19 protein-coding genes and 1 tRNA gene are annotated in these 24,959 nt (G+C 68.6%); 3 read left to right on the forward strand and 17 right to left on the reverse strand.

Features of this window, described 5'->3' with window-relative positions:
• Window positions 1–207: 207 nt before the first annotated feature.
• From ACFPA8_RS03910 to ACFPA8_RS03965, 12 genes are all read right to left on the reverse strand, one after another.
• Complete coding sequence (locus ACFPA8_RS03910; protein ID WP_386442245.1) at window positions 208–966, reverse strand: TIGR03936 family radical SAM-associated protein; 759 nt, start codon at window positions 964–966, stop codon at window positions 208–210.
• A 124-nt stretch (window positions 967–1,090) separates the two neighbouring features.
• Complete coding sequence (locus tag ACFPA8_RS03915) at window positions 1,091–2,317, reverse strand: hypothetical protein (protein ID WP_386442248.1); 1,227 nt, start codon at window positions 2,315–2,317, stop codon at window positions 1,091–1,093.
• 76 nt (window positions 2,318–2,393) lie between these two features.
• A complete protein-coding gene (locus ACFPA8_RS03920) occupies window positions 2,394–4,319 on the reverse strand; it encodes a TIGR03960 family B12-binding radical SAM protein (RefSeq protein WP_386442251.1) in 1,926 nt (641 codons plus the stop codon).
• 156 nt (window positions 4,320–4,475) lie between these two features.
• Window positions 4,476–5,675, reverse strand: coding sequence for a rod shape-determining protein RodA (rodA, locus tag ACFPA8_RS03925; protein ID WP_386442254.1), 1,200 nt, complete (start codon window positions 5,673–5,675; stop codon window positions 4,476–4,478).
• Window positions 5,672–7,834, reverse strand: coding sequence for a penicillin-binding protein 2 (mrdA, locus tag ACFPA8_RS03930; RefSeq protein WP_386442257.1), 2,163 nt, complete (start codon window positions 7,832–7,834; stop codon window positions 5,672–5,674). Before mrdA ends, rodA begins: the two co-directional genes overlap by 4 nt.
• Window positions 7,831–8,589 (reverse strand): rod shape-determining protein MreD, encoded by a 759-nt coding sequence (gene mreD / locus ACFPA8_RS03935; RefSeq protein ID WP_386442259.1) that lies wholly within the window; start codon window positions 8,587–8,589, stop codon window positions 7,831–7,833. The genes mrdA and mreD overlap by 4 nt, the downstream gene beginning before the upstream one ends.
• Before the next feature lie 3 nt (window positions 8,590–8,592).
• The gene (gene mreC / locus ACFPA8_RS03940; protein ID WP_386442262.1) at window positions 8,593–9,531 is read right to left on the reverse strand and encodes a rod shape-determining protein MreC; all 939 of its coding nucleotides are present in this window, start codon (window positions 9,529–9,531) and stop codon (window positions 8,593–8,595) included.
• Between the two features lie 147 nt (window positions 9,532–9,678).
• Entirely contained in the window at window positions 9,679–10,698 is a 1,020-nt protein-coding gene (locus ACFPA8_RS03945; RefSeq protein WP_045863550.1) for a rod shape-determining protein, read from the reverse strand.
• A gap of 303 nt (window positions 10,699–11,001) precedes the next feature.
• Window positions 11,002–11,415, reverse strand: a complete 414-nt coding sequence (gene ndk / locus ACFPA8_RS03950; protein ID WP_386442265.1) for a nucleoside-diphosphate kinase — start codon at window positions 11,413–11,415, stop codon at window positions 11,002–11,004.
• Between the two features lie 90 nt (window positions 11,416–11,505).
• Window positions 11,506–11,856: a DUF4233 domain-containing protein gene (locus ACFPA8_RS03955; protein ID WP_386442268.1), complete on the reverse strand. Its 351-nt coding sequence runs from the start codon at window positions 11,854–11,856 to the stop codon at window positions 11,506–11,508.
• Complete coding sequence (gene folC, locus ACFPA8_RS03960) at window positions 11,856–13,385, reverse strand: bifunctional tetrahydrofolate synthase/dihydrofolate synthase (RefSeq protein WP_386442828.1); 1,530 nt, start codon at window positions 13,383–13,385, stop codon at window positions 11,856–11,858. Before folC ends, ACFPA8_RS03955 begins: the two co-directional genes overlap by 1 nt.
• Window positions 13,386–13,606: 221 nt before the next feature.
• A complete protein-coding gene (locus ACFPA8_RS03965; protein ID WP_386442271.1) occupies window positions 13,607–16,249 on the reverse strand; it encodes a valine--tRNA ligase in 2,643 nt (880 codons plus the stop codon).
• A 162-nt stretch (window positions 16,250–16,411) separates the two neighbouring features.
• Here ACFPA8_RS03965 and ACFPA8_RS03970 point away from each other — a divergent pair, with 162 nt between their 5' ends.
• Together ACFPA8_RS03970 and ACFPA8_RS03975 are read left to right on the forward strand one after the other, a co-directional pair.
• Complete coding sequence (locus tag ACFPA8_RS03970) at window positions 16,412–17,353, forward strand: hypothetical protein (protein ID WP_386442274.1); 942 nt, start codon at window positions 16,412–16,414, stop codon at window positions 17,351–17,353.
• A 78-nt stretch (window positions 17,354–17,431) separates the two neighbouring features.
• A complete protein-coding gene (locus ACFPA8_RS03975; protein WP_386442277.1) occupies window positions 17,432–18,151 on the forward strand; it encodes a hypothetical protein in 720 nt (239 codons plus the stop codon).
• A gap of 134 nt (window positions 18,152–18,285) precedes the next feature.
• Here the strand turns inward: ACFPA8_RS03975 and clpX are convergent, their stop codons facing one another.
• The 5 genes from clpX to ACFPA8_RS04000 all read right to left on the reverse strand — a co-directional run bounded on the left by clpX (window position 18,286) and on the right by ACFPA8_RS04000 (window position 22,948).
• Complete coding sequence (gene clpX / locus ACFPA8_RS03980; protein ID WP_386442280.1) at window positions 18,286–19,572, reverse strand: ATP-dependent Clp protease ATP-binding subunit ClpX; 1,287 nt, start codon at window positions 19,570–19,572, stop codon at window positions 18,286–18,288.
• 151 nt (window positions 19,573–19,723) lie between these two features.
• Complete coding sequence (locus ACFPA8_RS03985) at window positions 19,724–20,428, reverse strand: ATP-dependent Clp protease proteolytic subunit (protein ID WP_386442283.1); 705 nt, start codon at window positions 20,426–20,428, stop codon at window positions 19,724–19,726.
• Between the two features lie 68 nt (window positions 20,429–20,496).
• On the reverse strand, window positions 20,497–21,099 hold the full coding sequence (locus ACFPA8_RS03990) for an ATP-dependent Clp protease proteolytic subunit (RefSeq protein WP_386442831.1): 603 nt from the start codon (window positions 21,097–21,099) through the stop codon (window positions 20,497–20,499).
• A gap of 221 nt (window positions 21,100–21,320) precedes the next feature.
• Window positions 21,321–22,763 carry a trigger factor gene (tig, locus tag ACFPA8_RS03995; protein WP_386442286.1) on the reverse strand — a complete coding sequence of 481 codons (1,443 nt, stop codon included), beginning with the start codon at window positions 22,761–22,763 and terminating at the stop codon, window positions 21,321–21,323.
• 108 nt (window positions 22,764–22,871) lie between these two features.
• Window positions 22,872–22,948 (reverse strand) — tRNA-Pro (locus tag ACFPA8_RS04000).
• A 611-nt stretch (window positions 22,949–23,559) separates the two neighbouring features.
• Here ACFPA8_RS04000 and ACFPA8_RS04005 point away from each other — a divergent pair.
• Window positions 23,560–24,843, forward strand: coding sequence for an ABC transporter substrate-binding protein (locus tag ACFPA8_RS04005; RefSeq protein ID WP_386442288.1), 1,284 nt, complete (start codon window positions 23,560–23,562; stop codon window positions 24,841–24,843).
• The last annotated feature ends 116 nt before the right edge of the window (window positions 24,844–24,959 follow it).

Raw genomic sequence — 24,959 nt, forward strand, 5'->3', positions numbered from 1 at the left:
CCACACCACCGGGCGGGGCCGCGCTCCGGGGCGCGGGCGCCACACGGGAGCTGTTGTCTCAACGCCGGTTCCGGATCCTGCGTACGGCCCGGCTCCGGCGAAAGTCTGCTGGTCGGTGCGCCTGCCTGCCCTGACGCGGACCCGGGTGGCTCCCTGGTGCCTGCGTCGGCGGTGGCGCTTTCAACGGTGATCCTCCAGGCCCCTGGCCTACGCGCTGCCGCCCGGCGCCGTCGCAACGAGGGGTGCGTCGCGGTCGGGCGCCAACGGGTCGGTCACCGTGCCGGTCTCCTCATCGAGCGGCCCCTGCGCCAGCCTGGTCACCGCTGCCGGGACCGGCGGCGCCAGGTCGGCCGTAGCTCGGAGGCCGGACAGGACGTCGTCGGGTCGTACAGCAGGTGTCAAGTGCCGTACCACCAAGCGCAGTATCGCACAGGCTTTGTCGTCCGGACCATCGGCCCCTTCGCCGGCCGGTACTTCTGCTGAGGTCAGCGAAGTGACGGCGGCCCGGGCGTCGAAGGTGCGGATGCCCTTCTTCGTACGCCGCTCGACCTCGACCGACTCCGACGCGAGGAACTTCGCGACGGCAGCCGCCGCCTCCCCGGACGTCACGCCCGGGAGCCGGAGCTCCCACTCGGACGCCTCCAGACGGTCGGCGAAGTCCGGGGTACGGACCTCCACCGCGTCGACGATGTCGAGCCCCGTCGGCATGCACGTGTCCAGCCGGGAGCGCAGTTCCTGCGGCTCGCGGTGCTCGGTGAGGGCGATCTCCAGGTATTCGGCCTCACTGCCCGTGCCGGTGGGTGCGGCATTGGCGTAGGAGACCTTCGGGTGCGGTGTGAATCCGGCGGAGTACGCCATGGGTACGTCCGCTCTGCGCAGCGCACGCTCGAACGCGCGCTGGAAGTCTCGATGGCTGGTGAACCGGAGGCGGCCGCGCTTGGTGTAACGCAAACGCACGCGCTGCACGGCGAGTGCGGGCGGCGGGCCTTCGGGCTGTCGCTTGCCCAGTGGTTCTCTCCTCAGTACCTGGTGCGGGGCGGCTTCGCGTGGGGAGACGGCCGCCCTTTGCGTGTACGGATGTCAAGCGTGCTCAAAGGGTGCGGAAGTCCGCATCGTCGCGCTGCGGTGCCGGTGCCTTCGGCGCCGTCGCGCGACTGTGCGGTGATCCTGCGCCCCAGGGTACGCGCCCGTCGCCGGGCAGTGGCTGCCGCTCCGGCTCGGATCGCGCTCCGAAGAGGGCCCGGCGCAGTTCGGCGCGGGTCTGCCGTACGGAGTCGCGCGCAGCGGAGAACGCGGCTCGCGCGCTGCGGGCAGCTTCCCGTACGGCCCGCGCCGCCGGACGCCAGACGTGTTCGCGGAGCCCGTGCCCGAGGGGCCGTACGAGGTTCCGCCACACCCACATCACGGGGTCGGCGACGAGGAGGCGCAGCACGGCGCCGATGAAACGGAAGACCGCCCGCGAGATGCGTCCGGCCACCCGCCAGGCATGGCCGAATGCGTCCGCGATCTCCTTCGCGACGACGGCTGCGGCCCGGCCCGCCGGCGCGAGCATCCACCTGTACACGAAGCCGCAGGGGACGAGCACCCCGTACCGCCACAGCCACGCCAGTCCGGCCCCCGCCCCACGGGCGGCCGCGACCAGGCCGTGCCCCAGCGGCGTCAGCACCCAGCGGTACAGGAAGACGGCGGGGACGACGACGAGCAGCCCCACCAGCCATACGACCGCCACCCACAGCGCCCTGCCGGGCACGAGCAACGCGTACCGCCCCAGCCACGCCAGCCCCGCGCCCGCACCCCGCAGCACGGCGACGATCCCGTGCCCCAGAGGCGTCAGCACCTGCCTGTGGAGCCAGGAGAGCGGAGTGACGATCAGCGTCCGCGCCAGCCAGGCCAGTGCGATGCCGGTCCCCCGCGCGGCAGCGGCGATCCCGCAGCCGACCGCGGCAGCCGCCAGCGCGACGGCGCGGCCGACGGGGGCGAGGACGTAACGCCACAGCGCCGTCCACGGCCAGACGAACACCGCGTAGAGCACCGGCGCGAGGACGGCGTGCCACACCCGGCTCGTCGCGCGCGCGAACGGCACCCACACCGTGCGCTTCAGCGCCCTCCCGCACGCGGTGAGGGCGTCCCAGAGCATCCGTACGGGAAGAACCAGCAGCACCGTGACGATCCGCACGGGAACCCGGACGACGACCGCCAGGCAGCCGTTCGGCGCAGACGCACGGTATGCGGCAGCCGAGGCAGCGTCAGGAGCGCCCGCAGCGGCGGCAGTGTCCTTGACCAGGGAGACCGGAAGGCGGCCCGGGGCATCGCTCATGTCACGGAGGACGCTCCGCCGGCTCCCCCGGTTCGCCGGACGGAACGCGAACTCCCCTTCGTGCCCTCTTCGTTGCCTACTCGACGACCGAGAGCGGCAGCAGCTTCCTGCCGGTGGGGCCGATCTGGATCTCGGTGTCCATCTGCGGGCACACCCCACAGTCGAAGCAGGGGGTCCAGCGGCAGTCCTCGACCTCGGTCTCGTCGAGGGCGTCCTGCCAGTCCTCCCAGAGCCAGTCCTTGTCCAGGCCGGAGTCCAGGTGGTCCCAGGGCAGGACTTCCTCGTACGTGCGCTCCCGGGTCGTGTACCAGTCGACGTCGACGCCGTACGCGGGAAGGGCGTGCGCGGCGCACTCCATCCACAGCCGGTAGCTGAAGTACTCGCGCCAGCCGTCGAACCGTCCGCCCCGCTCGTAGACCTCGCGGATGACGGCACCGATGCGGCGGTCACCGCGGGAGAGCAGGCCTTCGACGATGCCGGGCTTGCCGTCGTGGTAGCGGAAGCCGATGGAGCGGCCGTACTTCTTGTCGCCCCGGATCTTCTCGCGCAGCTTCCCGAGCCGTTCGTCCGTCTCCTCGGCCGAGAGCTGCGGCGCCCACTGGAAGGGTGTGTGCGGCTTGGGCACGAAGCCGCCGATGGAGACGGTGCAGCGGATGTCGTTGGACTTCGCGACCTCGCGCCCCTTGGCGATGACGTTGACCGCCATGTCGCCGATCTGCAGCACGTCCTCGTCGGTCTCGGTGGGCAGTCCGCACATGAAGTACAGCTTCACCTGCCGCCAGCCGTTGCCGTAGGCGGTCGCGACGGTCCGGATCAGGTCCTCCTCCGAGACCATCTTGTTGATGACCTTGCGGATGCGTTCGCTGCCGCCCTCGGGGGCGAAGGTGAGGCCGGAACGGCGCCCGTTGCGGGTCAGTTCGTTGGCGAGGTCGATGTTGAAGGCGTCCACGCGGGTCGAGGGCAGGGACAGGCCGATCTTGTCCTCTTCGTACCGGTCCGCCAGGCCCTTCGCCACGTCGCCGATCTCGCTGTGGTCGGCCGAGGAGAGCGAGAGCAGACCGACCTCTTCGAAGCCGGTGCTCTTCAGGCCCTTCTCGACCATGTCGCCGATGCCTGTGATGGAGCGCTCACGGACCGGCCGGGTGATCATTCCCGCCTGGCAGAACCGGCAGCCGCGGGTGCAGCCGCGGAAGATCTCCACCGACATGCGCTCGTGGACGGTCTCGGCCAGGGGCACCAACGGCTGCTTCGGGTACGGCCATTCGTCCAGGTCCATCACCGTGCGCTTGGCGACGCGCCAGGGCACGCCCGGCCGGTTCGGAACGACGCGGGAGATGCGCCCGTCCGGCAGGTACTCCACGTCGTAGAACTTGGGGACGTAGACCTCGCCGGTCTTCGCCAGCCGGAACAGCAGTTCGTCACGGCCGCCCGTACGGCCTTCCTGCTTCCAGCCGCGGATGATGTCGCTGACTTCCAGGACGGCCTGCTCGCCGTCGCCCACGACCGCGCAGTCGATGAAGTCCGCGATCGGCTCCGGGTTGAACGCCGCGTGACCGCCCGCCATGACGATGGGGTGCTCGTCCCCCCGGTCCGCGGCCTCCAGCGGGATGCCGGACAGGTCGAGGGCCGTCAGCAGGTTGGTGTACCCCAGCTCGGTGGCGAAGGAGACGCCGAGCACGTCGAACTCGCCTACCGGACGGTGCGCGTCGACGGTGAACTGCGGGACCTCGTGCTCCCGCATCAGCTTCTCCAGGTCCGGCCAGACGCTGTAGGTGCGCTCCGCGAGTACGCCTTCACGCTCGTTGAGCACCTCGTAGAGGATCATGACGCCCTGGTTCGGCAGCCCCACCTCGTACGCGTCGGGGTACATCAGCGCCCAGCGGACGTCGCAGCTGTCCCAGTCCTTGACAGTGGAGTTCAGCTCACCGCCGACGTACTGGATGGGCTTCTGGACGTGAGGGAGGAGGGCCTCCAGGCGCGGAAAGACCGACTCGACTGGCATGGGGGGTTCCTCGGATAGGGGTGCACTCGTACAGCAGGTGACCATTCAGCGTAACGCGGGAGCGGTGAGCGGTCGCACGCCGCCGGCCGGTGCTGAGCGGAGCATGCGCCGAGCAGTGCCGTGCTGAGCCGGGCCGGGGCGGGCCGAGGGCGTGCGCTAAGCGGAGACGGGGCGCTGCACTCTGATCGACTGGAGCAGGCCCAGCGCGATCCACACCGCGAACATCGACGTGCCGCCGTAGGAGACGAACGGCAGCGGCAGCCCCGCCACCGGCATGATGCCCAGCGTCATCCCGATGTTCTCGAACGACTGGAAAGCGAACCAGGCGATCACACCTGCCGCGACGATCGTGCTGTACAGCTCCGTCGACTCGCGCGCGATGCGGCAGGCTCGCCAGATCAGCACTCCCAGCAGGAAGATGATCAACGCGCCGCCCAGGAAGCCCAGTTCCTCTCCCGCGACCGTGAAGACGAAGTCGGTCTGCTGCTCGGGAACGAACTGGCCGGTCGTCTGGGAGCCCTTGAACAGTCCCTTGCCGGTCAGCCCGCCGGAACCGACCGCGATACGCGCCTGGTTGGTGTTGTAGCCGACTCCCGCCGGGTCCAGAGCGGGGTTGGCGAAGGCCGCGAAGCGGTTGATCTGGTACTGGTCGAGCAGCCCGAGTGCCCACACCAGTACGGCACCGCCCGCACCGGCCACGCACAGTCCGACGATCCACCGGTTGGACGCCCCGGACGCGAGAAGCACCCCGAGCACGATCATCACGAGCACCATCACCGAACCGAGGTCCGGCATCAGCACGATGATCAGGATCGGCGCCGCCGCCAGGCCCAGTGCCTGAATGACGGTGCGGTGGTCGGGATGCTCCCTGTCCCCCGCGTCCACCTTCGCGGCCAGCAGCATCGCCATGCCGAGAACCATGGTGATCTTGATGAACTCGGCGGGCTGCAACGAGAATCCGCCGCCCAGATGGAGCCAGGCGCGCTGTCCGTTGATCGTCGCACCCAGCGGGGTGAGCACCAGCAGGGCCAGCAGGACCGAAGCGCCGTACAGGATCGGCACGGCGCCGCGCAGCCGACGGTGGCCGACCCACACGGTGAGGGCCATCAGCAGCACACCGACGACGAGGCTGAGGACGTGCCGCGTCAGGAAGTAGTACGGGTCCCCGTGGTTGAGGTCGGTGCGGTTGCGGGTGGCCGACCACACCAGCAGCGAGCCCACGAAGGACAGCGCCACCCCGGTCAGCACCATCACCCAGTCCAGCCGCCACACCGCCGAGTCGCGGGCGGTCAGCTTCACCCACGCGGAACGCTTCTGCGGGCCGTAGCCTCCGAGCGAGTAGGAGTGCGTGCTCATCCGGTGGCTCCCGCGTCCGGTGCGCCGGCGACGGCCCGCTTCGCACGTTCCTTGAACTTGTCGTCGTGCCGTGCCTCGATGTTGCCGTGCTGGTCGACCTCGGGAAGGTCCTTCTCCGGGTCGGGGAGGAGCGCGCTGTCCTTGTCGATCTCACCCTTCGAGTCGACGCCGTAGATCGCGTTGTAGATGTTGCGGACGGCCGGGCCGGAGGCCCCGGAGCCCGTACCACCCTGGGAGATCGTCATCACGATCGTGTAGTCCTTGGTGTACGTCGAGAACCAGGACGTGGTCTGCTTGCCCGCCACCTCGGCCGTACCCGTCTTCGCATGCATCTTGATCTTGTCCTGGGGCCAGCCGGCGTCGCCGAACCGCCAGGCCGCCGTGCCGCGTTCGGCGACACCGGCGAGCGCCGCGTCCATCTTCTTCAGGGTCTTCTTGCCCACCGGCAGCTTCCCGTGCGGCTTCGGCTCGATCTCCTTTATGGTCTTGCCGTCCGGGCTCATCGTCGCCTTGCCGAGCGTGGGATCGAGCAGTGTGCCGCCGTTGGCGATCGCAGCGTAGATCGTCGCCATCTGGATCGGTGTGACGAGCGTGTCGCCCTGGCCGATCGAGTAGTTGACGCTGTCACCGGCGCGCATCTTCATGCCGGAGACGCAGTTCTCCTTGGCGATCTTGTCTGCGTAGGACTTGGGGTCCTTGGCCTGCTTGCACCAGGCGTCCTTGTTCGCCTCCCAGTAGTCCTTCTTCCACTGGCGGTCGGGGACGCGGCCGGTGACCTCGTTGGGGAGGTCGACGCCCGTCTCCTTGCCGAGTCCGAACTTGTGGGCGGTCTTGTAGAACCAGTCCTTGGTGTCCTTCTTCGGCTTGTTCCCGCCGTCCTTGAGCCACTGCTTGTAGGCGAGGTCGTAGAAGACGGTGTCGCAGGAGACCTCGAGCGCCCGCCCCAGGTTGATCGTGCCGTGGCTCTCGGACTCGTAGTTCTTGAAGACCTGTCCGCCGACGCTGTACGACGACGAGCAGTCGTAGTTGCCGTCGAACTTGTTGCCCGCCTTCACCGCGGCGGCCGTGGAGATCACCTTGAACACGGAGCCCGGGGCCGAAAGGCCCTGGATCGAGCGGTTCAGCAACGGGTAGTTGGACTTCTTCCCGGTCAGCTTCTTGTACTGGTTGCCGGAGATCCCGCCGACCCACGCGTTGGGGTCGTACTCCGGGTTGGACGCCATCGCGACCACGCGGCCGGTCTTGTTCTCCATCACGACGGCAGCGCCCGCGTCGGCCTTGTAGTTCCTGTTGGTGTTGTCGTCGTGCTGCTTGCGGGCGTTCTTCATCGCCGTCAGCAGTTCCTTCTCGGTGACGGCCTGCACGCGCGAGTCGATGCTCGTCACGAGGCTGGAACCGGGCTTCGCCTTGTCGCTCTTGGCGCGGCCCATGACCCGTCCGAGGTTGTCCACCTCGTAGCGCGTCACGCCCGAACTGCCGCGCAGCATGCTGTCGTAGGTGCGCTCCAGGCCCGAGCGGCCGATCTCGTCGGAGGAGAGGAAGGGCGAGTCGGTGTCCTTGGCCTTCTCGATCTCCTCGTCGGTGACCGGGGAGAGATAGCCCAGGACCTGCGAGGTGGCGGCGCCGTAGGGGGCGGGGTAGCGGCGTACGGCGGTGGGTTCGGCGGTGATGCCCGGGAAGTCCTCGGCCCGTTCGCGGATCTGGAGGGCCTGCTGCGTGGTCGCTTCGTCCGTGACCGGGATGGGCTGGTAGGGCGAGCCGTTCCAGCACGGCTGCGGTGTCTTCGCGTCACACAGCCGCACCTTCTCCCGCACGGTCTTCGGGCTCATGTCGAGGACGCCGGCGAGCCGGGTGAGCACGGCCTTGCCGCTGTCGTCCATCTTCATCAGCTCGGTACGGGAGGCGGAGACCACCAGACGCGTCTCGTTGTCCGCGATGGGCACGCCCCTGGCGTCCAGGATGGAGCCGCGCGTCGCGGGCTGCACGACCTGCTGGACGTGGTTGCCCGCCGCCTCCCTCTGGTACTCCTCGCCGTTGCGGACCTGGAGATACCAGAGGCGTCCGCCGAGGGTGAGCAGCAGCGACATCACGAGGATCTGGATGGCGACCAGCCGGATGTTCACGCGGTGTGTGCGCCCGGTCTCCGGAAGATTGCTCACAGCCGTTTGACCCCCTTGATCTTTCCGCCCTTGCCCTTCCGCCCCGGCCGGTCCAGCAGGCTGCCCCGCTGGATGCCCATCCGGATCGCCTTGCCGTTACGTGCGTTGCGCACTGTGCCGCCGTTGCGCCCCTTGCCGAAGAGGCTGCCGCCTCCCCCGATCTGGAGACCCGTACCCGAACTGAGCCAGCCGTAGGCGGTTTTGTCACCTCTGCCCATGCTCCCGACCCCGGACGCGTCGGACGTGATGGGAGCCCGCTCGGTGCGGCGGGCCAGCCACATGAGGGCAGGCACGACGAACGGCGCGAGCAGCAAGTCGTAGAGGGTGGCCGTCAGCAGCAGCGGGAGGAGCCCGACCCGGCCGGCGGCGGTGTCGCCGACGAGTGTGCCGACGCCCGCGTACAGCAGCGTGGAACTGACCGCGGCGCTGGCGACGACGAGCATCGGCACGGTGGCCGAGCGGTGCTGTCCGTTGTCGGGCTTGGTCAGGCCCGCGGCGTAACCGATGACGCACAGCACGAGTGCGTAGCGCCCCACGGCGTGCTCGGCGGGAGGCGCGAGGTCGGCGAGGAGCCCGCCCGCGAAACCGGTGAGAGCCCCGGCGGTGTGTCCGTAGACCATCGCGAGCCCGAGCACGACCAGCAGCAGCAGATCCGGTACGGCGCCGGGCAGTTGCAGCCTGGCGAGCACACTCACCTGGACGATCAGTGCGCCGACGACGAGAACGGCCGAGAGCAGAATCCGGTTGAGGTGCATCGGTCAGCTCCTGGGTGCCGAGGCGCTGGGGCTCGGGGTCTTGGTGACGGTCACCGTGGGGGCGGGCTTGGGCTTGGCTGGCTTGTTGGCGTCCAGCACCTCGTCACGCGGGTCCTCGCGCGGAGGCTTGACGACCACGCCGACGATGTCGAGCTTGCTGAAGCCGACGAACGGACGGACGCTGACGCTCCGTGTGAGGTCCCCGCCGGTCCTGTCGACCTTGGTCACCTCGCCCACGGGCACGCCGGGCACGAACGGCTTGTTGTTGCGGGAGCCGAAAGTCACTATCCGGTCGCCCTTCTTCACCTCCGACTTGCCGTTGAGGAGCTGAACAGTCATCGCGTCGCCTCCGCGACCGGTGGCGAAGCCCAGTTCGCTGCTCTTCTCCATGCGCGTACCGACGGAGAAGTCCGGGTCGTTGGCGAGCAGCACGGTCGCCGTGGAGCTGCCCACGGTGGTGACGCGGCCCACCAGGCCGTCGCCGTTGATGACGGTCATGTCGCGGACGAGCCCGTCCGCACGGCCCGCGTCGATCGTGACGGTCCATGAGAAACCCTGCGCGGCGCCGATCCCGATGACCTGGGCGCCCTTGATGCCGTAGCCGCCGGCACCGGCCGTCTTCAGCAGCCTGTCCAGTTCCTTGGAACGTGCACGGTGCCTGTCGTCCGAACCCAGTTCCTGCTTCAGACGCGCGTTCTCCGCCTCCAGACGGCTTATCCGGTCGTGCCGCACACCGGAGTCGCGGACCGCGGCGATGGAGTTGCCCACGGGGTCGACGGCCGCCGAAACCCCGTTCTCCACAGGCCCGAACGCGGAGGCGGCGACGCGCCGCGCACTGTCCATCGGAGACTGCTCGCCCTTCCTGATGTCCACCGTGATCAGCGCGAACGCGATGGCGATCAGAAGGACGAGCATCAGCCGGCTCTCTCGGGTGTCCCTCACGTGCGGCGGCCGTGCCTTTCCCTCAGTCAGTCGGACCGGTTCTCGTACCGGAGTCGTCGAGCTCTGGCTCCGGTACGTTCAACGATCCACTGTGCGGACTGGTGGTGCTTCATGCGGCGGACCGCACGGCAGACCGTTGCGTTCAGCTCATCGCCTCGGCTGGGAGTCGAGCACCTGCTGCAGCGCCTCGAACTCCTCGACGCACTTGCCGGACCCCAGAGCGACGGAGTCCAGCGGGTCCTCGGCGATGTGGATCGGCATGCCCGTCTCGCTGCGCAGCCGCTCGTCCAGGCCGCGCAGCAGCGCGCCACCGCCGGTGAGCACGATCCCCCGGTCCATGACGTCCCCGGAGAGCTCCGGCGGGCATTTGTCGAGCGTGGTCTTCACCGCGTCGACGATCGCGTTGACCGGCTCCTCCATGGCCTTGCGCACCTCCGCGGCCGAGATGACGACCGTCTTGGGGAGGCCGCTGACCAGGTCACGGCCGCGGATCTCGGTGTGCTCGTCCTTCTCCAGGGAGTGCGCGGAACCGATCGTGATCTTGATGCTCTCGGCGGTGCGCTCGCCGAGCAGGAGGCTGTACTCCTTCTTGATGTGCTGGATGATCGCGTTGTCCAGCTCGTCGCCCGCGACGCGGATCGACTGGGCCGTGACGATGCCGCCGAGCGAGATGACGGCGACCTCGGTGGTGCCGCCGCCGATGTCGACGACCATGTTGCCGGTGGCCTCGTGCACGGGAAGCCCGGAGCCGATCGCGGCGGCCATCGGTTCCTCGATGATGTGCACCTGCCGGGCGCCCGCCTGCGTGGAGGCCTCGATCACGGCACGCCGCTCGACCCCGGTGATACCGGAGGGAACACAGATGACCACGCGCGGACGCGCGAGATAACGTCGCTTGTGGATCTTGAGGATGAAGTAGCGGAGCATCCGCTCGGTGATCTCGAAGTCGGCGATGACGCCGTCCTTCAGGGGACGCACAGCCACGATGTTGCCGGGGGTGCGGCCGATCATCTTCTTCGCCTCGGCGCCGACCGCCAGGATGCCGCCTGTGTTGGTGTTGATGGCGACGACCGACGGCTCGTTGAGGACGATCCCGCGACCCCTGACGTACACCAGCGTGTTGGCGGTCCCGAGGTCGACAGCCATATCACGGCCGATGAACGACATGTTGTTCGCCATAGGATGCGTCTGGCCTTCCAACTGGAGCGATGTATGTGGGAGGACGGCAGGAGAGGGTGTCCGCGCTAACGCTGTGGAGACGCGAGGTTCCATCGTAGACGCGGTCACTCGAACACGTAGCAAGGGTGTCCCGCCATTGTCGGCGCAACAGCCGTCGTCCCTGTAATCAGTGACGTCGTGTCGGGGTGATGCGTTCCCAGCAACACTGCCGCATATGCCGAAGGGTGACCGGAAATTGTCGGTCGCCCCAGGTCACCAGGGCATTGACGACTGATGACGCGTCAGCAGAGGCTAGCCAAAGTTCGGGAAAAAAATCTTCAACTCGCGCTCCGCCGACTCCTCGGAGTCCGACGCGTGAATCAGATTTTCCCGCACAATCGTGCCGAAGTCGCCCCGAATGGAGCCCGGTGCTGCGGCAATCGGGTCCGTCGGCCCGGCCAGTGCCCTCACGCCCTCGATGACGCGCTCACCCTCGACCACCAGGACGACCGACGGCCCGGACTGCATGAACTCCACGAGCGGCTCGTAGAACGGCTTCCCGACGTGCTCCGAGTAGTGCTGTTCCAGGGTTTCCTCGCCCAGGGTGCGCAGTTCCAGCGCTGCGACCGTCCAGCCGGCCTTGCTCTCGATACGGCCGAGGAGTTCACCGATGAGGCCACGGCGTACGGCGTCGGGCTTGAAGAGGACGAGTGTGCGCTGGCTCATGGCGGGGGCTCCTTGAGAAAGCGGTACAGCGGGGATGCGGTACAGCGGTTTGCGGGTCAGCAGAGGCTACACGGACGGAGAAGCGGGCCGTCACGCAGTGTCAGGTTCGGTGCCCAGGCGGGCGCGAGCGGCCTTCGCCTCGTCCACCTTTCGCCCGAAGTGCACCGACGCCCACCACAGCCCGCCGAAGCAGGCCCCGAGGAAGAACATCGTCGGAACGACGAACCCCGAGATCACGAGAGCCAGTTGCAGCGCCCAGCCGAGCTGCACACCACCCTTTCGGGTCAGCATCCCGCACAGCAGCAGGCACAGCAGCATCGCTGCGCCCGAGACCGACCAGACAGTGGCCGCCGGCAGGTCGCTCGTCCGCATCGCGACGAGACCGGCGAAGCCGATCACGAAGAACTCGCCCAGCAGCGTGCTCGCGCAGAGTGTGCGCACTACCGGTCCCTCCCCAGCAGGAGCCGGGCCTCCCCGGCAGTGATGACCGACCCTGTGACCAGCACGCCCGCGCCCGCGTACTCGCCCTCGCCCTCGGCGAGGGCGATCGCCTCCTCCAGCGCGCTGTCGAGCCGGGGCTCGACCTGTACGCGGTCCTCGCCGAAGACCTCGACGGCGACTGCGGCCAGTGCGTCGACGTCCATGGCGCGGTGAGTGGAGTTGCGGGTCACGACGACTTCGGCGAAGACCGGCTCGAATGCCTCCAGCACGCCCTTGACGTCCTTGTCGCTGCTCGGCCCCACGACACCCACGAGGTGGCTGAAACTGAACGCTTCGCCGACGGCTTCGGCGGCTGCCCGCGCGCCGGCGGGATTGTGCGCGGCGTCGAGAACGATCGTGGGGCTCGTCCGTACGACCTCGAGACGGCCGGGCGAGGAGACCGAGGCGAACGCCTGCCGGACGATGTCCGCGTCGAGTGTGCGGCCCCCGCCCTCCTGTGCGCCGACGCCGAAGAACGCCTCGACGGCGGCCAGTGCCACGGCCGCGTTGTGCGCCATGTGGGCGCCGTGCATCGGCAGGAAGAGCTCCGGATACTCGCCGCCCAGCCCGCGCAGCGTGATCAGCTGACCGCCCACGGCGACCTCCCGCGAGACCACGCCGAACTCGAGGCCCTCACGTGCCACTGTGGCGTCCACCTCGACAGCGCGCTTCAGCACCACGGACGCCGCCTCGACCGGCTGCTGGGCGAGCACCACCGTCGCGCCCTGTTTGACGATCCCGGACTTCTCCTCCGCGATCTTCTCCGGGGTGTCGCCGAGACGCGCGACATGGTCGAGGGAGATGGGCGTGATGACGGAGACGCCCGCGTCGACGACGTTCGTGGCGTCCCAGGTGCCGCCCATGCCGACCTCGACGACGGCGACATCGACAGGTGCGTCGGCGAAGGCCACGTAGGCCATGCCGGTCAGGACCTCGAAGAAGGACAGGCGGTACGACTGCTGGGTGTCGACCATGTCGACGAACGGCTTCACATCGCCGTACGTCTCGACGAAACGCTCGGCCGGGAGGGGTGCGCCGTCCACACTGATCCGCTCGGTGATCGACTGGACGTGCGGAGAGGTGTAGCGGCCCGTACGCAGGTCGAAGGCGCTCAGGAGAGCCTCGATCATCCGCGCGGTGCTGGTCTTCCCGTTCGTACCGGTGATGTGGATGGACGGGTACGCGCGCTGCGGCTCGCCCATGACGTCCATCAGCGCCGCGATGCGCTGCACGGACGGATCGAGCTTGGTCTCCGGCCAGCGAGTGGCCAGTTCGGCCTCGACCTCCCGCAGCGCCCGGTCCGTGCCGGGGTCCTCCGGACGCCCGGGGACGACGTCGGCCTGCGGCGGACCCGCCTGCGCGCGGAGGGTGCGGCTGCCCGCCTCGATGACGGCGAGATCCGGGTCCCGGTCGGTCTCCGCTCCGACGATCTCCTCGAACTCGGAGGGGTCGGAGGGGTCGTCCTCCTGGAGATCCGGGATGCCGGGGATCTCCGGGTCGTCGTCGCCGGGGTCGTTCTCGGGGGGCTGGGACTGGTCACTCACGCGCCCAGTCTACGTACGGGCGGACGCCGCCCCGACCGCGGCCGGTGCCGTCCACACCGGGCGAGAGCCGGAGGGGACGGCACCGCGGCAGCACCGGGGACGACGCCCCGGACGGCGTCGGCAGGGCGCCGCACGGCCGCAGGCGTCAGGCCGCACGGCCGCAGGCGTCAGGAGGCCGGGAGCTGGTCCAGTTGCCGCTGGAGGCGGGCGATGTCGGACTCGGCCGTGCCGCGGCGCTCACGGATCTTGGCGACCACGTGGTCGGGGGCCTTCGCGAGGAAGCCCTCGTTCTCCAGCTTCGCCGTGGTCTGACGCAGCTCCTTCTCGGCGGCGCCCAGGTCCTTCGTCAGCCGCTTGCGTTCCGCTTCGACGTCGATGACGCCCGAGAGGTCCAGCTCCACCGTCGCACCCGCGACGGGCAGCGACGCCGTGGCGTGGAAGCTCTCCCCGGGCGGCTGCAGCCGCAGGAGCTGTCGGATCGCGGCCTCGTGGGGCCCCAGCCGGGTCCCCTCCAGGGACAGCCGGGCCGGGACCCGCTGCCCCGGCTGGAGGCCCTGGTCGGCGCGGAAGCGGCGGACCTCGGTGACCGTCTGCTGGAGCGTGGCGATCTCGCGTTCGGCGTCCGCGTCCCGGAAACCCGAATCGGCGGGCCAGGAGGCGACGACGACGGACTCCCCTCCCGTCAGCGTCGTCCACAGGGACTCGGTGACGAACGGGACCACCGGGTGGAGCAGGCGCAGCATGACGTCCAGGACCTCGCCCAGGACGCGGCGTGAGACCTCTGCGGGACGGCCGCCGCCGGCGAAGGTGGTCTTGGACAGCTCGACGTACCAGTCGAAGACCTCGTCCCACGCGAAGTGGTAGAGGGCGTCGGAGAGTTTGGCGAACTGGTAGTCGTCGTAGTAGCCGTCGGCCTCGGTGACCACCGAGTTGAGGCGGGACAGGATCCAGCGGTCGGTGGCGGACATCTCCGAGGGGGCCGGCAGCGGGCCCTCGACCGTGGCGCCGTTCATCAGCGCGAAGCGCGTGGCGTTCCAGATCTTGTTGGCGAAGTTGCGCGACGCCTTGACCCAGTCCTCGCCGATCGGCACGTCCGTACCGGGGTTGGCGCCATTGGCGAGGGTGAAGCGGAGCGCGTCGGAGCCGTACTCCTCCATCCAGTCCAGCGGGTCGACGACATTGCCGAAGGACTTCGACATCTTCTTGCCGTGTGCGTCGCGCACCAGGCCGGTGAGCGCGATGGTGTGGAACGGAGCGACGCCGTCCATCGCGTAGAGGCCGAACATCATCATCCGGGCGACCCAGAAGAAGATGATGTCGTGGCCGGTCAGCAGCACGTCCGTCGGATAGAACTTCGCCAGGTCCTGGGTCTGTTCGGGCCAGCCGAGCGTCGAGAAGGGCCACAGACCCGAGGAGAACCAGGTGTCCAGGACGTCCGGGTCCTGCGTCCAGCCTTCACCGGCGGGGGGCTGTTCGTCGGGGCCGAGGCAGCGGACCTCGCCGTCCGGGCCGTACCAGACCGGGATGCGGTGGCCCCACCACAGCTGCCGGGAGATGCACCAGTCGTGCATGTTGTCGACCCAGTCAAAGTAGCGGGCCGACATCTCCGCGGGGTGGATCTTGACGCGTCCGTCGCGGACCGCGTCGCCCGCGGCCTGCGCCAGCGGGCCGACCTTGACCCACCACTGCATGGACAGCCGCGGCTCGACGGTGGTGCTGCAGCGGGAGCAGTGGCCGACGCTGTGCGTGTACGGGCGCTTCTCCGCCGTGATGCGGCCCTGCTCCCGGAGGGCGGCGACGATCGACGAGCGCGCCTCGAAGCGGTCCAGGCCCTGGTACGGGCCGTGCGCGGTGATCACGCCGCGTTCGTCCATGACGGTCAGCGAGGGAAGGTCGTGCCGCTGCCCGATCGCGAAGTCGTTCGGGTCGTGCGCCGGGGTGACCTTGACGGCGCCGGAGCCGAACTCCGGGTCCACGTGCTCGTCGGCGACGACGGGGATGGAGCGGTCCGTGAGCGGGAGCTTGACCGTCCTGCCGAGCAGGTGCGCGTACCGCTCGTCGTCCGGGTGCACCGCGACGGCCGTGTCACCGAGCATCGTCTCGGCACGGGTGGTCGCGACGACCACGGAGTCCTCGCCCTCGCCGTAGCGGATCGAGACCAACTCGCCGTCGTCGTCCTGGTGTTCCACCTCGATGTCGGAGATGGCGGTGAGGCAGCGGGGACACCAGTTGATGATGCGCTCGGCGCGGTAGATCAGCCCGTCCTCGTACATCTGCTTGAAGACGGTCTGGACCGCGCGGGAGAGGCCCTCGTCCATCGTGAAGCGCTCGCGCGTCCAGTCGACGCCGTCGCCGAGGCGGCGCATCTGGCCGAGGATCTTGCCGCCGTACTCCTCCTTCCACTGCCAGACGCGCTCGACGAACGCCTCACGGCCCAAGTCCTGCCGGGACTTGCCCTCTTCGCCCAGCTGCTGCTCGACCTTGTTCTGCGTGGCGATGCCCGCGTGGTCCATGCCCGGCAGCCACAGCGACTCGTAGCCCTGCATGCGCTTCCTGCGCGTGAGGGCGTCCATCAGCGTGTGCTGGAAGGCGTGGCCGAGGTGGAGGGAGCCCGTGACGTTCGGCGGCGGGATGACGATCGTGTAGGGCTGCTTGTCGCTCTTGGAGTCCGCCTCGAAGTAACCCCGAGCTACCCATCGCTCGTACAGCTCCCCTTCCACCTCGGCCGGCGCGTACTGCGTCGGCAGGTCGGCTGGGGCTGCTGCGTTCGGCCCGTGGGAATCCGGGCGCTGCTGAGGGTTCTCGGTCACGACGGCAGTGTACGGGCGTCAATGTCCCAGTCTCGAATCGGTTTGGAGACCGGTGGGAGCGACGTCAGTGGTGTCCGCGAGGATGTAGTGAGCGCCGCGTAAGTGCGTCCACGGCAATGGTCGTCGGTGCGACGCACATCACAACGGAGGGGATGCGCCGCCATGAGCTACAACCAGCCCGGCCCTTACGGCCAGCAGCCGCCACAGCCCGGCCCGTACGGGCAGCCGCCGCAAGGCCCGAACCCGTACGCCCAGGGTGGTCCCGCCGCGCCGGGGCAGCCCGGCTACGGCTATCCGCAGCAGCAACAGCCGGGCCAGCCGGGCCCGTACGGTCAGCCCGGCCCCTACGGACAGCAGCCCGGCCCGTACGGTCAGCAGGGGATCCCGGGGATGCCCATGCCTCCGGAGAGCGGTGGCAGGACGGGCAGGACGGCGGCGATCGTCGTCGGCTCGCTCGTCGTCGTGGGCGCGATCGTCGGAGGCTTCCTCCTCTTCGGGCCGGGCGGCAGCTCGGTCGGTGACGACGGCAAGAAGTACAAGCTGACCTCGCCTCAGACAGTGGCCTCCGAGTACCAGAAGCACACGCTTGGCAGCGGGACGAACGACCTGAGCGCATCGGACCTCTCCGAGTTCGAGAAGGCGGGTGTCGACGGGCCCCAGAGCGCGTACGGCTCGTACAAGGCCGGCAGCGGCACGGCGCTGAAGCAGCTCAACTTCCGCGGCGTGTGGGGCGAAGTCGAGGATCCCGAGGCGACGGTCGACACGGCCTTCGAGATGATGGCCGAGGAGACGGAGAGGAACTCCGAGAGCTCCGGCAACACGGCCGAACTGGAGGGCGAGCCCGAGACGGTCGAGCCCGCCGGCCTCGAGGACGCCGTCATGAAGTGCCAGATGGTCAAGGTCTCGCTCGGCGCCGGCTCCTCCAGCCCGAGCGGTCCGGCCGAGCTGAAGGCGCCGCTGTGCATGTGGGGCGACCACAGCACGGTGGCGATGGTGTCCGCCCAGGACTCCTCGGCGGTCCTGACGGGCAAGGGCATGACGTTGCAGGAGGCCGCGGAACTGGCCACGAAGCTGCGCGACGACGCGCGAGTCGAGATCAAGTAGCCCACAGGGCAGGCGGAACGGGGCGCCCGGCAGGACTCCGCCGGGCGCCCTTCGCACGAATGATGGAGGCCCCCCACGATGAGTGACAGTCAGCCCGGCGCCAACGGCGAGCCGGGGAACCCCGCACAGCAGGCACAGCCGGCAGCTCAGCCTCCCGGGCAGCCGGGCGCACCGGACTCCGGCCGGACGCGCGGCGGCAACGGCCGGATCATGGTCATAGCCGCGGGCGCTCTGGTGCTGGTGGGCGCCGCGGTCGGCGGTGTCCTCCTCCTCGGCCCCGGAGCGGACACCGAGTACGAGCTGACGACGCCCGCCACACTCGCCGGCGAGTACGAGCGGGACGGCAAGGGCGAGAAGGGCGACGGCAGGGCCTTCGGCAAGAAGAAGGTGCCGGGGATGGAGAGCAGCGCCGACGTCAGCGCGGAGTACAAGGCCGGCACGAGGAAGAAGCTTCAGCTCGGCGGCGCCTACGGCTCGGTCCAGAACCCCGAGAAGGCCGTCGACTGGGTCTTCGAACAGTCGGGCAAGTCACTGAAGACCGAGACGGGCGCCAAGACCGAGGGCAAGCTCGAGACGTTCAGCCCTGCCGGGTTCGACGGTGACGTGCTCAAGTGCCAGGAGTACAAGATTTCGAGCATGAGCCTGGCCATGTGCGGCTGGGCCGATGCGAGCACCGTGGGCACGGTGACGTCGATGAACCTGACGAGTGACGGCACCTCGACTCTGCCGGTGAACCTGGAGAAGTCCGCGGAGCTGGTGGCGAAGGTGCGCAAGGAGGCGCTCGTCGAAAGAGACTGAGCCCGCCTGTGCGAACGCGGCTCGCCCTTGCGCGGTACGAAAGCGAGGAGGGGTGACCGGCTGTGTGCCGGCCACCCCTCCTCGTCGTCACGGACGCTGCCGCGGCGGGACTCGGCCCCGCGACGCGAAAGCGGTCAGGCGCTCTTCTCGTGCCGCTCCTGGTCGTTGCTGCGGGAGCGGGGCACCAGCGTCGGGTTCACGTTCGAGTGGACGACCTCTTCGGTGATCACGACGCGCTCCACGTCCTTGCGCGAGGGCACCTCGTACATCACCGACATCAGGACCTCTTCCATGATGGCGCGAAGACCGCGCGCACCCGTGCCCCGCAGGATCGCCTGGTCGGCGATGGCCTCCAGCGCGGGACGGTCGAACTCCAGCTCCACGCCGTCGAGTTCGAAGAGGCGCTGGTACTGCTTGACGAGCGCGTTGCGGGGCTCCATCAGGATCTGCAGCAGCGCCTCACGGTCGAGGTTGTGGACGCTCGTCATCACCGGGAGCCGGCCGATGAACTCCGGGATCATCCCGAACTTCACCAGGTCCTCCGGCATGACGTCCTCGAACTGGTTGCTGTTCTCGATCTCGCGCTTGGAGCGGATCGTGGCGCCGAAGCCGATGCCCTTCGCTCCCGCGCGGGACTCGATGATCTTCTCCAGCCCGGCGAACGCACCGCCCACGATGAACAGCACGTTCGTCGTGTCGATCTGGATGAACTCCTGGTGCGGATGCTTCCTTCCGCCCTGCGGCGGCACCGAGGCGGTGGTGCCTTCCAGGATCTTCAGCAGGGCCTGCTGAACGCCCTCACCGGATACGTCACGGGTGATCGACGGGTTCTCGCTCTTCCGGGCGACCTTGTCGATCTCGTCGATGTAGATGATCCCGGTCTCGGCCTTCTTGACGTCGTAGTCGGCGGCCTGGATCAGCTTGAGCAGGATGTTCTCGACGTCCTCGCCGACGTAGCCCGCCTCCGTCAGCGCGGTCGCGTCGGCGATGGCGAAGGGGACGTTGAGCATGCGGGCGAGCGTCTGTGCGAGCAGCGTCTTCCCGGAGCCGGTCGGACCGAGCAGCAGGATGTTGGACTTGGCCAGTTCGATGCCGTCGTCCCGGCCCTGCGGGCCGCCGTTCTCGCCGGCCTGGACCCGCTTGTAGTGGTTGTAGACCGCCACCGAGAGGGCCTTCTTGGCGGCCTCCTGGCCGACCACGTACCCCTCCAGGAACTCCGAGATCTCACGGGGCTTGGGGAGCTCGTCCCAGCGCACCTCCGAGGACTCGGCGAGCTCCTCCTCGATGATCTCGTTGCACAGGTCGATGCACTCGTCACAGATGTACACGCCTGGGCCTGCGATCAGCTTCTTCACTTGCTTCTGGCTCTTTCCGCAGAACGAGCACTTGAGCAGATCGCCGCCATCACCGATGCGTGCCACGAGGTGCTTCCCCTTCGCCTGGGACCGGACCGTCAGCTATGACGGTCCGTGGTACGTGCTCTACGACGGTACCTTGCCGAGCCGCCGAATTGGGCCCCCCTCGGACCGACGGGTGGACGCAGCCCGAGGGGGTGGGTGACGCGCGGACGGGTCAGACGCCCATCCCGACCGAGGACTTGCGGGTGGAGACGATCTGGTCGATCAGTCCGTACTCCAGCGACTCCTCAGCGGTGAGGATCTTGTCCCGCTCGATGTCGTCGCGGATCTTCTCGATCTCCCTGGTGGAGTGCTTCGCCAGCATCTCCTCCAGCTGGACCCGCATCCGCTGGATCTCGTTCGCCGCGATCTCCAGGTCCGAGACCTGACCCCGGCCCGTCTCGCTGTAGGGCTGGTGGATCAGGATGCGGGCGTTGGGCAGCGCCATCCGCTTGCCGGGGGTACCGGCGGCGAGCAGCACCGCGGCGGCGGAGGCCGCCTGGCCCATGCACACCGTCTGGATGTCGGGCTTCACGAACTGCATCGTGTCGTAGATCGCGGTGAGCGCCGTGAAGGAGCCGCCCGGGGAGTTGATGTAGAGCGAGATGTCCCGGTCGGGGTCCATCGACTCGAGGCACAGCAGCTGCGCCATGATGTCGTTCGCCGAGGCGTCGTCGATCTGGACGCCCAGGAAGATGACGCGCTCCTCGAAGAGCTTCGCGTACGGGTCGTACTCACGAACACCCTGGGAGGTGCGCTCGACGAAGCGCGGGACGATGTAGCGGGAGTCGGGGGTGGGGCCCGTGTAGCGGCCCTCGGAGGCGTACGCGCTCTCCGCGCCTGAGCCGGGGAGTCCGGGACGTCCGGGAAGATTGGTCATCGGAGCCTTCTCCTGGTGATGGGCTGACTGCGGTAGGTGCTGCTGAGCCTGCGGTCGTACGGCGCGGCTCACGCGCCCGTACCGCCGCCGCCCGGAAGCTGGGCCGCCCTGCCGTACACCTCGTCGATCAAGCCGTACTCCTTGGCCTCCTCGGCGGAGAACCAGCGGTCGCGGTCCGCGTCCCGGGTCCACTGCTCGATGGTCTGGCCGGTGTGCTGGGCCGAGAGCTCCGCCATCTTCTTCTTCGTACGCAGCAGCTGCTCGGCGTGGATCTTGATGTCCGAGGCGGAGCCCGCCAGCCCGGCGGAGGGCTGGTGGATGAGGATGTCCGCGTTCGGCAGCGCGAAGCGCTTGCCCGGGGTGCCCGCGCTCAGCAGGAACTGGCCCATCGAGGCGGCGAGGCCCATGGCGATGGTGACCACGTCGTTCTTGATGTACTGCATGGTGTCGTAGATCGCCATGCCGGCCTGGATCGATCCGCCGGGGCTGTTGATGTAGAGGTAGATGTCCTTGTCCGGGTCGGCGGCAAGGAGCAGCAACTGAGCGGTGATCTGGTTGGCGATCTCGTCGTCCACGGGCTGTCCGAGGAAGATGATCCGCTCGTTGAGCAGCCGGTTGTAGACCTGGTCGCCGAGGCCACCACCAAGGTGCTCAGCGGCGGCGGAAGGCATCGGAAGCGTCACGTGTCCACCTGCTCGTGTCCGGACGGCCACACAAGGCATGCCGTCACTGGGGTCTTCGTGTACTTGGGACCCTAACGCGCAGCACCCGCAGCGCCATCCCGCAGCTGGAGCTGTTCGCTGTGAGCGCAGGTCCGCGGGGCTGTGGGACGCAGGCGAGGGGCCGTCCCCGTAGCCGCGGGACGGCCCCTCACAAGTGCTGCGCGCCGGGATCAGTCCTCGGACTTCTCCGGCTTCTCCGAGGTCTCCTCGGACGCCTCGGCGGAAGCTTCGGCGGCCTCGTCCGTTGCGCCTTCCGGAGCGTCGGCGGCGGTCTCGGCGTCCACCGTCTCAGCCGTCTCGTCCTCGTCGTCGAGGTCGACCGTCTCACCGTTGGTGTCCTTGACCGTGACGGCCTCGACCACGTGGGCCAGCGCCTTGCCCCGGGCGACCTCGCCGACGAGCATCGGCACCTGGCCGCCCTCGACGACGGCCTGGGCGAACTGGTCGGGGCTCATTCCGGAGGACTGCGCACGGCGCATCAGGTGCTCCGTCAGCTCTTCCTGGCTGACGTTGAGCTTCTCGGTGCTGACGAGCTCGTCGAGGACGAACTGCGTGCGGATGCCCTTCTCCGCCTGCTCCTTGAGCTCCGCGTCGAAGTCCTCCTCCGACTTCTCCTGCATCTGCAGGTACGTCGCCAGGTCGAGGCCCATCTGCCCGAGCTGATGGTTGATCAGGTTGTGCTTGCGGGTGCTGACTTCTTCCGCGAGCAGCTTCTCCGGGACCGGCACCTCGCAGAGGCCGAGGAGGGCGTCGAGCACCTTCTCCTGCGCATCGGTGGCCTGGTCGTACTTCTTCTGCTGGCCGAGGCGCTTGCGGCTGTCCTCGCGCAGTTCGCCGATGGTGTCGAACTCGCTGGCCATCTGGGCGAAGTCGTCGTCCAGCTCGGGCAGTTCGCGAGAGGAGACACTCTCGACCTTCACCGAGACCTCGGCCTCCCGGCCGGCGGCGGAGCCGCCCTTGAGCTCGGAGGTGAAGGTGGCGGTGCCGCCGGCCTCCAGGCCGGTGACCGCCTCGTCGATGCCCTCGAGCAGCTCGCCGGAGCCGATCGTGTAGTCGACGCCGTGCGCCACGCCGTCCTCGAGGACCTCGCCGTCGACCTTGGCCTCCAGGTCGACCTTGACGACGTCGCCCTCGGCGGCCGCCCGCTCCACGACGGTGGTGGAGGCGAAGCGCTCACGGAGCTGCTCGACGGCCTTGTCCACCTCTTCGTCGGTGACATCGACTGCGTCGACCTCGACCTCGATGCCCGAGTAGTCAGGGATCTCGACCTCGGGACGGATGTCGACCTCGGCCGTGAAGGCCAGCAGCTCGTTGTCCTTCAGGTCGGTGATGTCGACCTCGGGCTGCCCGAGCGGGTTCAGCTCTCCCTCTTCGACAGCCGACTGGTAGAGCTTCGGAAGCGCGTCGTTGACGGCCTCCTCCAGCACCGCACCGCGCCCGAACCGCTGGTCGATCACCCGGGCCGGGATCTTGCCCTTGCGGAAGCCGGGGACGGTCACCTGCTGGTTGATCTTCTTGTACGCCGCGTCGAGGCTGTCCTTGAGCTCCTCGAAGGGCACCTCGACTGTGAGCCGAACCCGGGTGGGGTTCAGGGTCTCCACGGCGCTCTTCACGGTCGGTCTCCTTGGGGCTGACTGCTGGGGATTCACGATCTACTGGGGCGCCCCGTATACGACTCGGGATCCGGACAGGACACAGGCACGCGCGGGCTTCATAGTACGTGGTCGGGGTGGCCGGATTCGAACCGACGACCTTCCGCTCCCAAAGCGGACGCGCTACCAAGCTGCGCCACACCCCGTCGGTGCGACACGTAGAGTACATGCACTTCTACGCAGTTCTTCCTGGTGCTCAGTTCAGACCCAGGTCGGAGCGGGTCTCCGCTCCGCCTCGTCCTCGCGGATCGAATCGCAGTCGCCCCGGGCGGGCAGACCGTTCCACGGGTCCATCGCCCACTCGCCGCGATGGATGGCCTCTTGTGCGACGTGAAGTCTGGCACATCACGTGACTACACGTGCAGGAGAGCCATGAGTACGTTCACGCAAGAGGTCGCTCTGCTCGGCCGGCTCTGCACCGGTGCGAGCGTCCAGCAGGCCTGGGGCTGTGATCGATCCCCGTCGGCTGAGCGTCATGGGTATCTGCGCTCGCGTGCCGGGCGGGCCAGGTGCGGTCGATGCGGGCCGGGCGGCGCCGGAGGAGTCCGGAAGAACTGGGGACTCGAACGCTGCCGGAGCAGGCGATCTTCTCGGTGCGGCAGCGGTCGGCGCAGGCTGGTGACGCCGTCATGTCCGCTGACACATACCTGTCACCGGCTGCGAGGTTCGTGACAGCGGGCCTGTGCTCAACTGAGGCGTCCGCGAAGGGGAGCCGGGCCGCACACCTCCAAGGCACGGCAAGGCAAGAGGAGATCATGTGCGTGCCATCGAACGACGGCTGCTGCCGTGCACTGCCGTCACTGCCGCACTCACGCTCGTCGGCGGCTGCGGTCCGAGCACGACGAGCGACGAGGGCGGGGCCGATGCGAAAGAGCGCGGGCCCATCACGTTCGTCTCGGGCAAGAACACTTCCGGAACGGTCCCGAAGCTGATCGACCGCTGGAACGACCGGCACCCCGATGAGAAGGTCACCTTCATCGGACTGCCCGAGGACTCCGACGAGCAGCGGGCGAAGTTGATCCGGAACGCGAAGCTGAAGGCGGACACCTACACGGTGCTCACGCTCGATGTCGTGTGGACCGCCGAGTTCGCCGCGAACCGCTGGATCGACGAGATACCCGAGAGTTCCTTCCCGTTCGACAAGACGCTCGGCCCCATCAACGGCACGGTCAAGTACCGCGACGAGTTGTTCGCGATGCCGTACGCCTCGGACGGCGCGATGCTCTACTACCGCAAGGACCTGCTGGAGAAGGCGGACATCGAGCCGCCCGAGACCTGGGACGAGATGCGCGAGGTCTGCGACAAGATCCTGCCGAAGCAGAAGGGGATGTCCTGCTACGGCGGCCAGTTCGAGAAGTCCGAGGGGCTGACCGTCAACTTCTCCGAAGCGGTGAACTCCGCGGGCGGCCAGGTCACCGACGCCCAGGGGAACCCGCACCTGGACACGCCCGAGGCCAAGCGCGGCCTGGACAACCTGATCAAGGGGTTCCGCGACGGCACGATGCCCGAGAACGGCATCACATACAACGAGGAGAGCGGCCGAGGGGACTTCGAGAAGGAGCGGTTGCTCTTCTACCGCAACTGGCCCTACCAGTACGGCGTGTCGAACACGAAGGCCAAGGGCAACAAGGTCGTCGACAAGTTCGGCGTCGCTCCGATTCCCGGTGAGAAGGGGACAGGAGCCTCCTCCCTCGGCGGCCACAATCTCGCCCTGTCCGCGTCGGCCCGTAACAAGGCCACCGCGCTGGACTTCATGCGCTATATGACCAGCGAGGAGGGCGCGCGGCTGCGGCTCACCAAGGCGACGCAGGCGCCCGTCTTCGCGAAGCTGTACGACGACCCGAAGCTGGCGGAAGACTTCCCGTGGCTGCCGGTGCTGAAGAAGTCCATCGTCGGCGCCGAGCCGAGACCGCGCGTGGTGCGTTACGGAGATGCCACCGAAGCCATCCAGCAGGAGACGCACGCCGCGCTGACCGGAAAGAAGAGCTCCGCGGCGGCACTTGAGAGCCTTCAGAAAGAACTCGAGGCCCTCAAGCCCTGATCCGACTGCCCCGGGAACTGAGACCTGCCCCCCCCTGTCGGGGCGGGGGCCTTGCGGGCAGGGCGCCTCGGCCGAGCTCACCGAGCTCACCGAGCTCCAGGCTGGAGTCACATCGG

The sequence above is a fragment of the Streptomyces ovatisporus genome (genome assembly GCF_042653885.1).
Lineage (GTDB): Bacteria > Actinomycetota > Actinomycetes > Streptomycetales > Streptomycetaceae > Streptomyces > Streptomyces ovatisporus.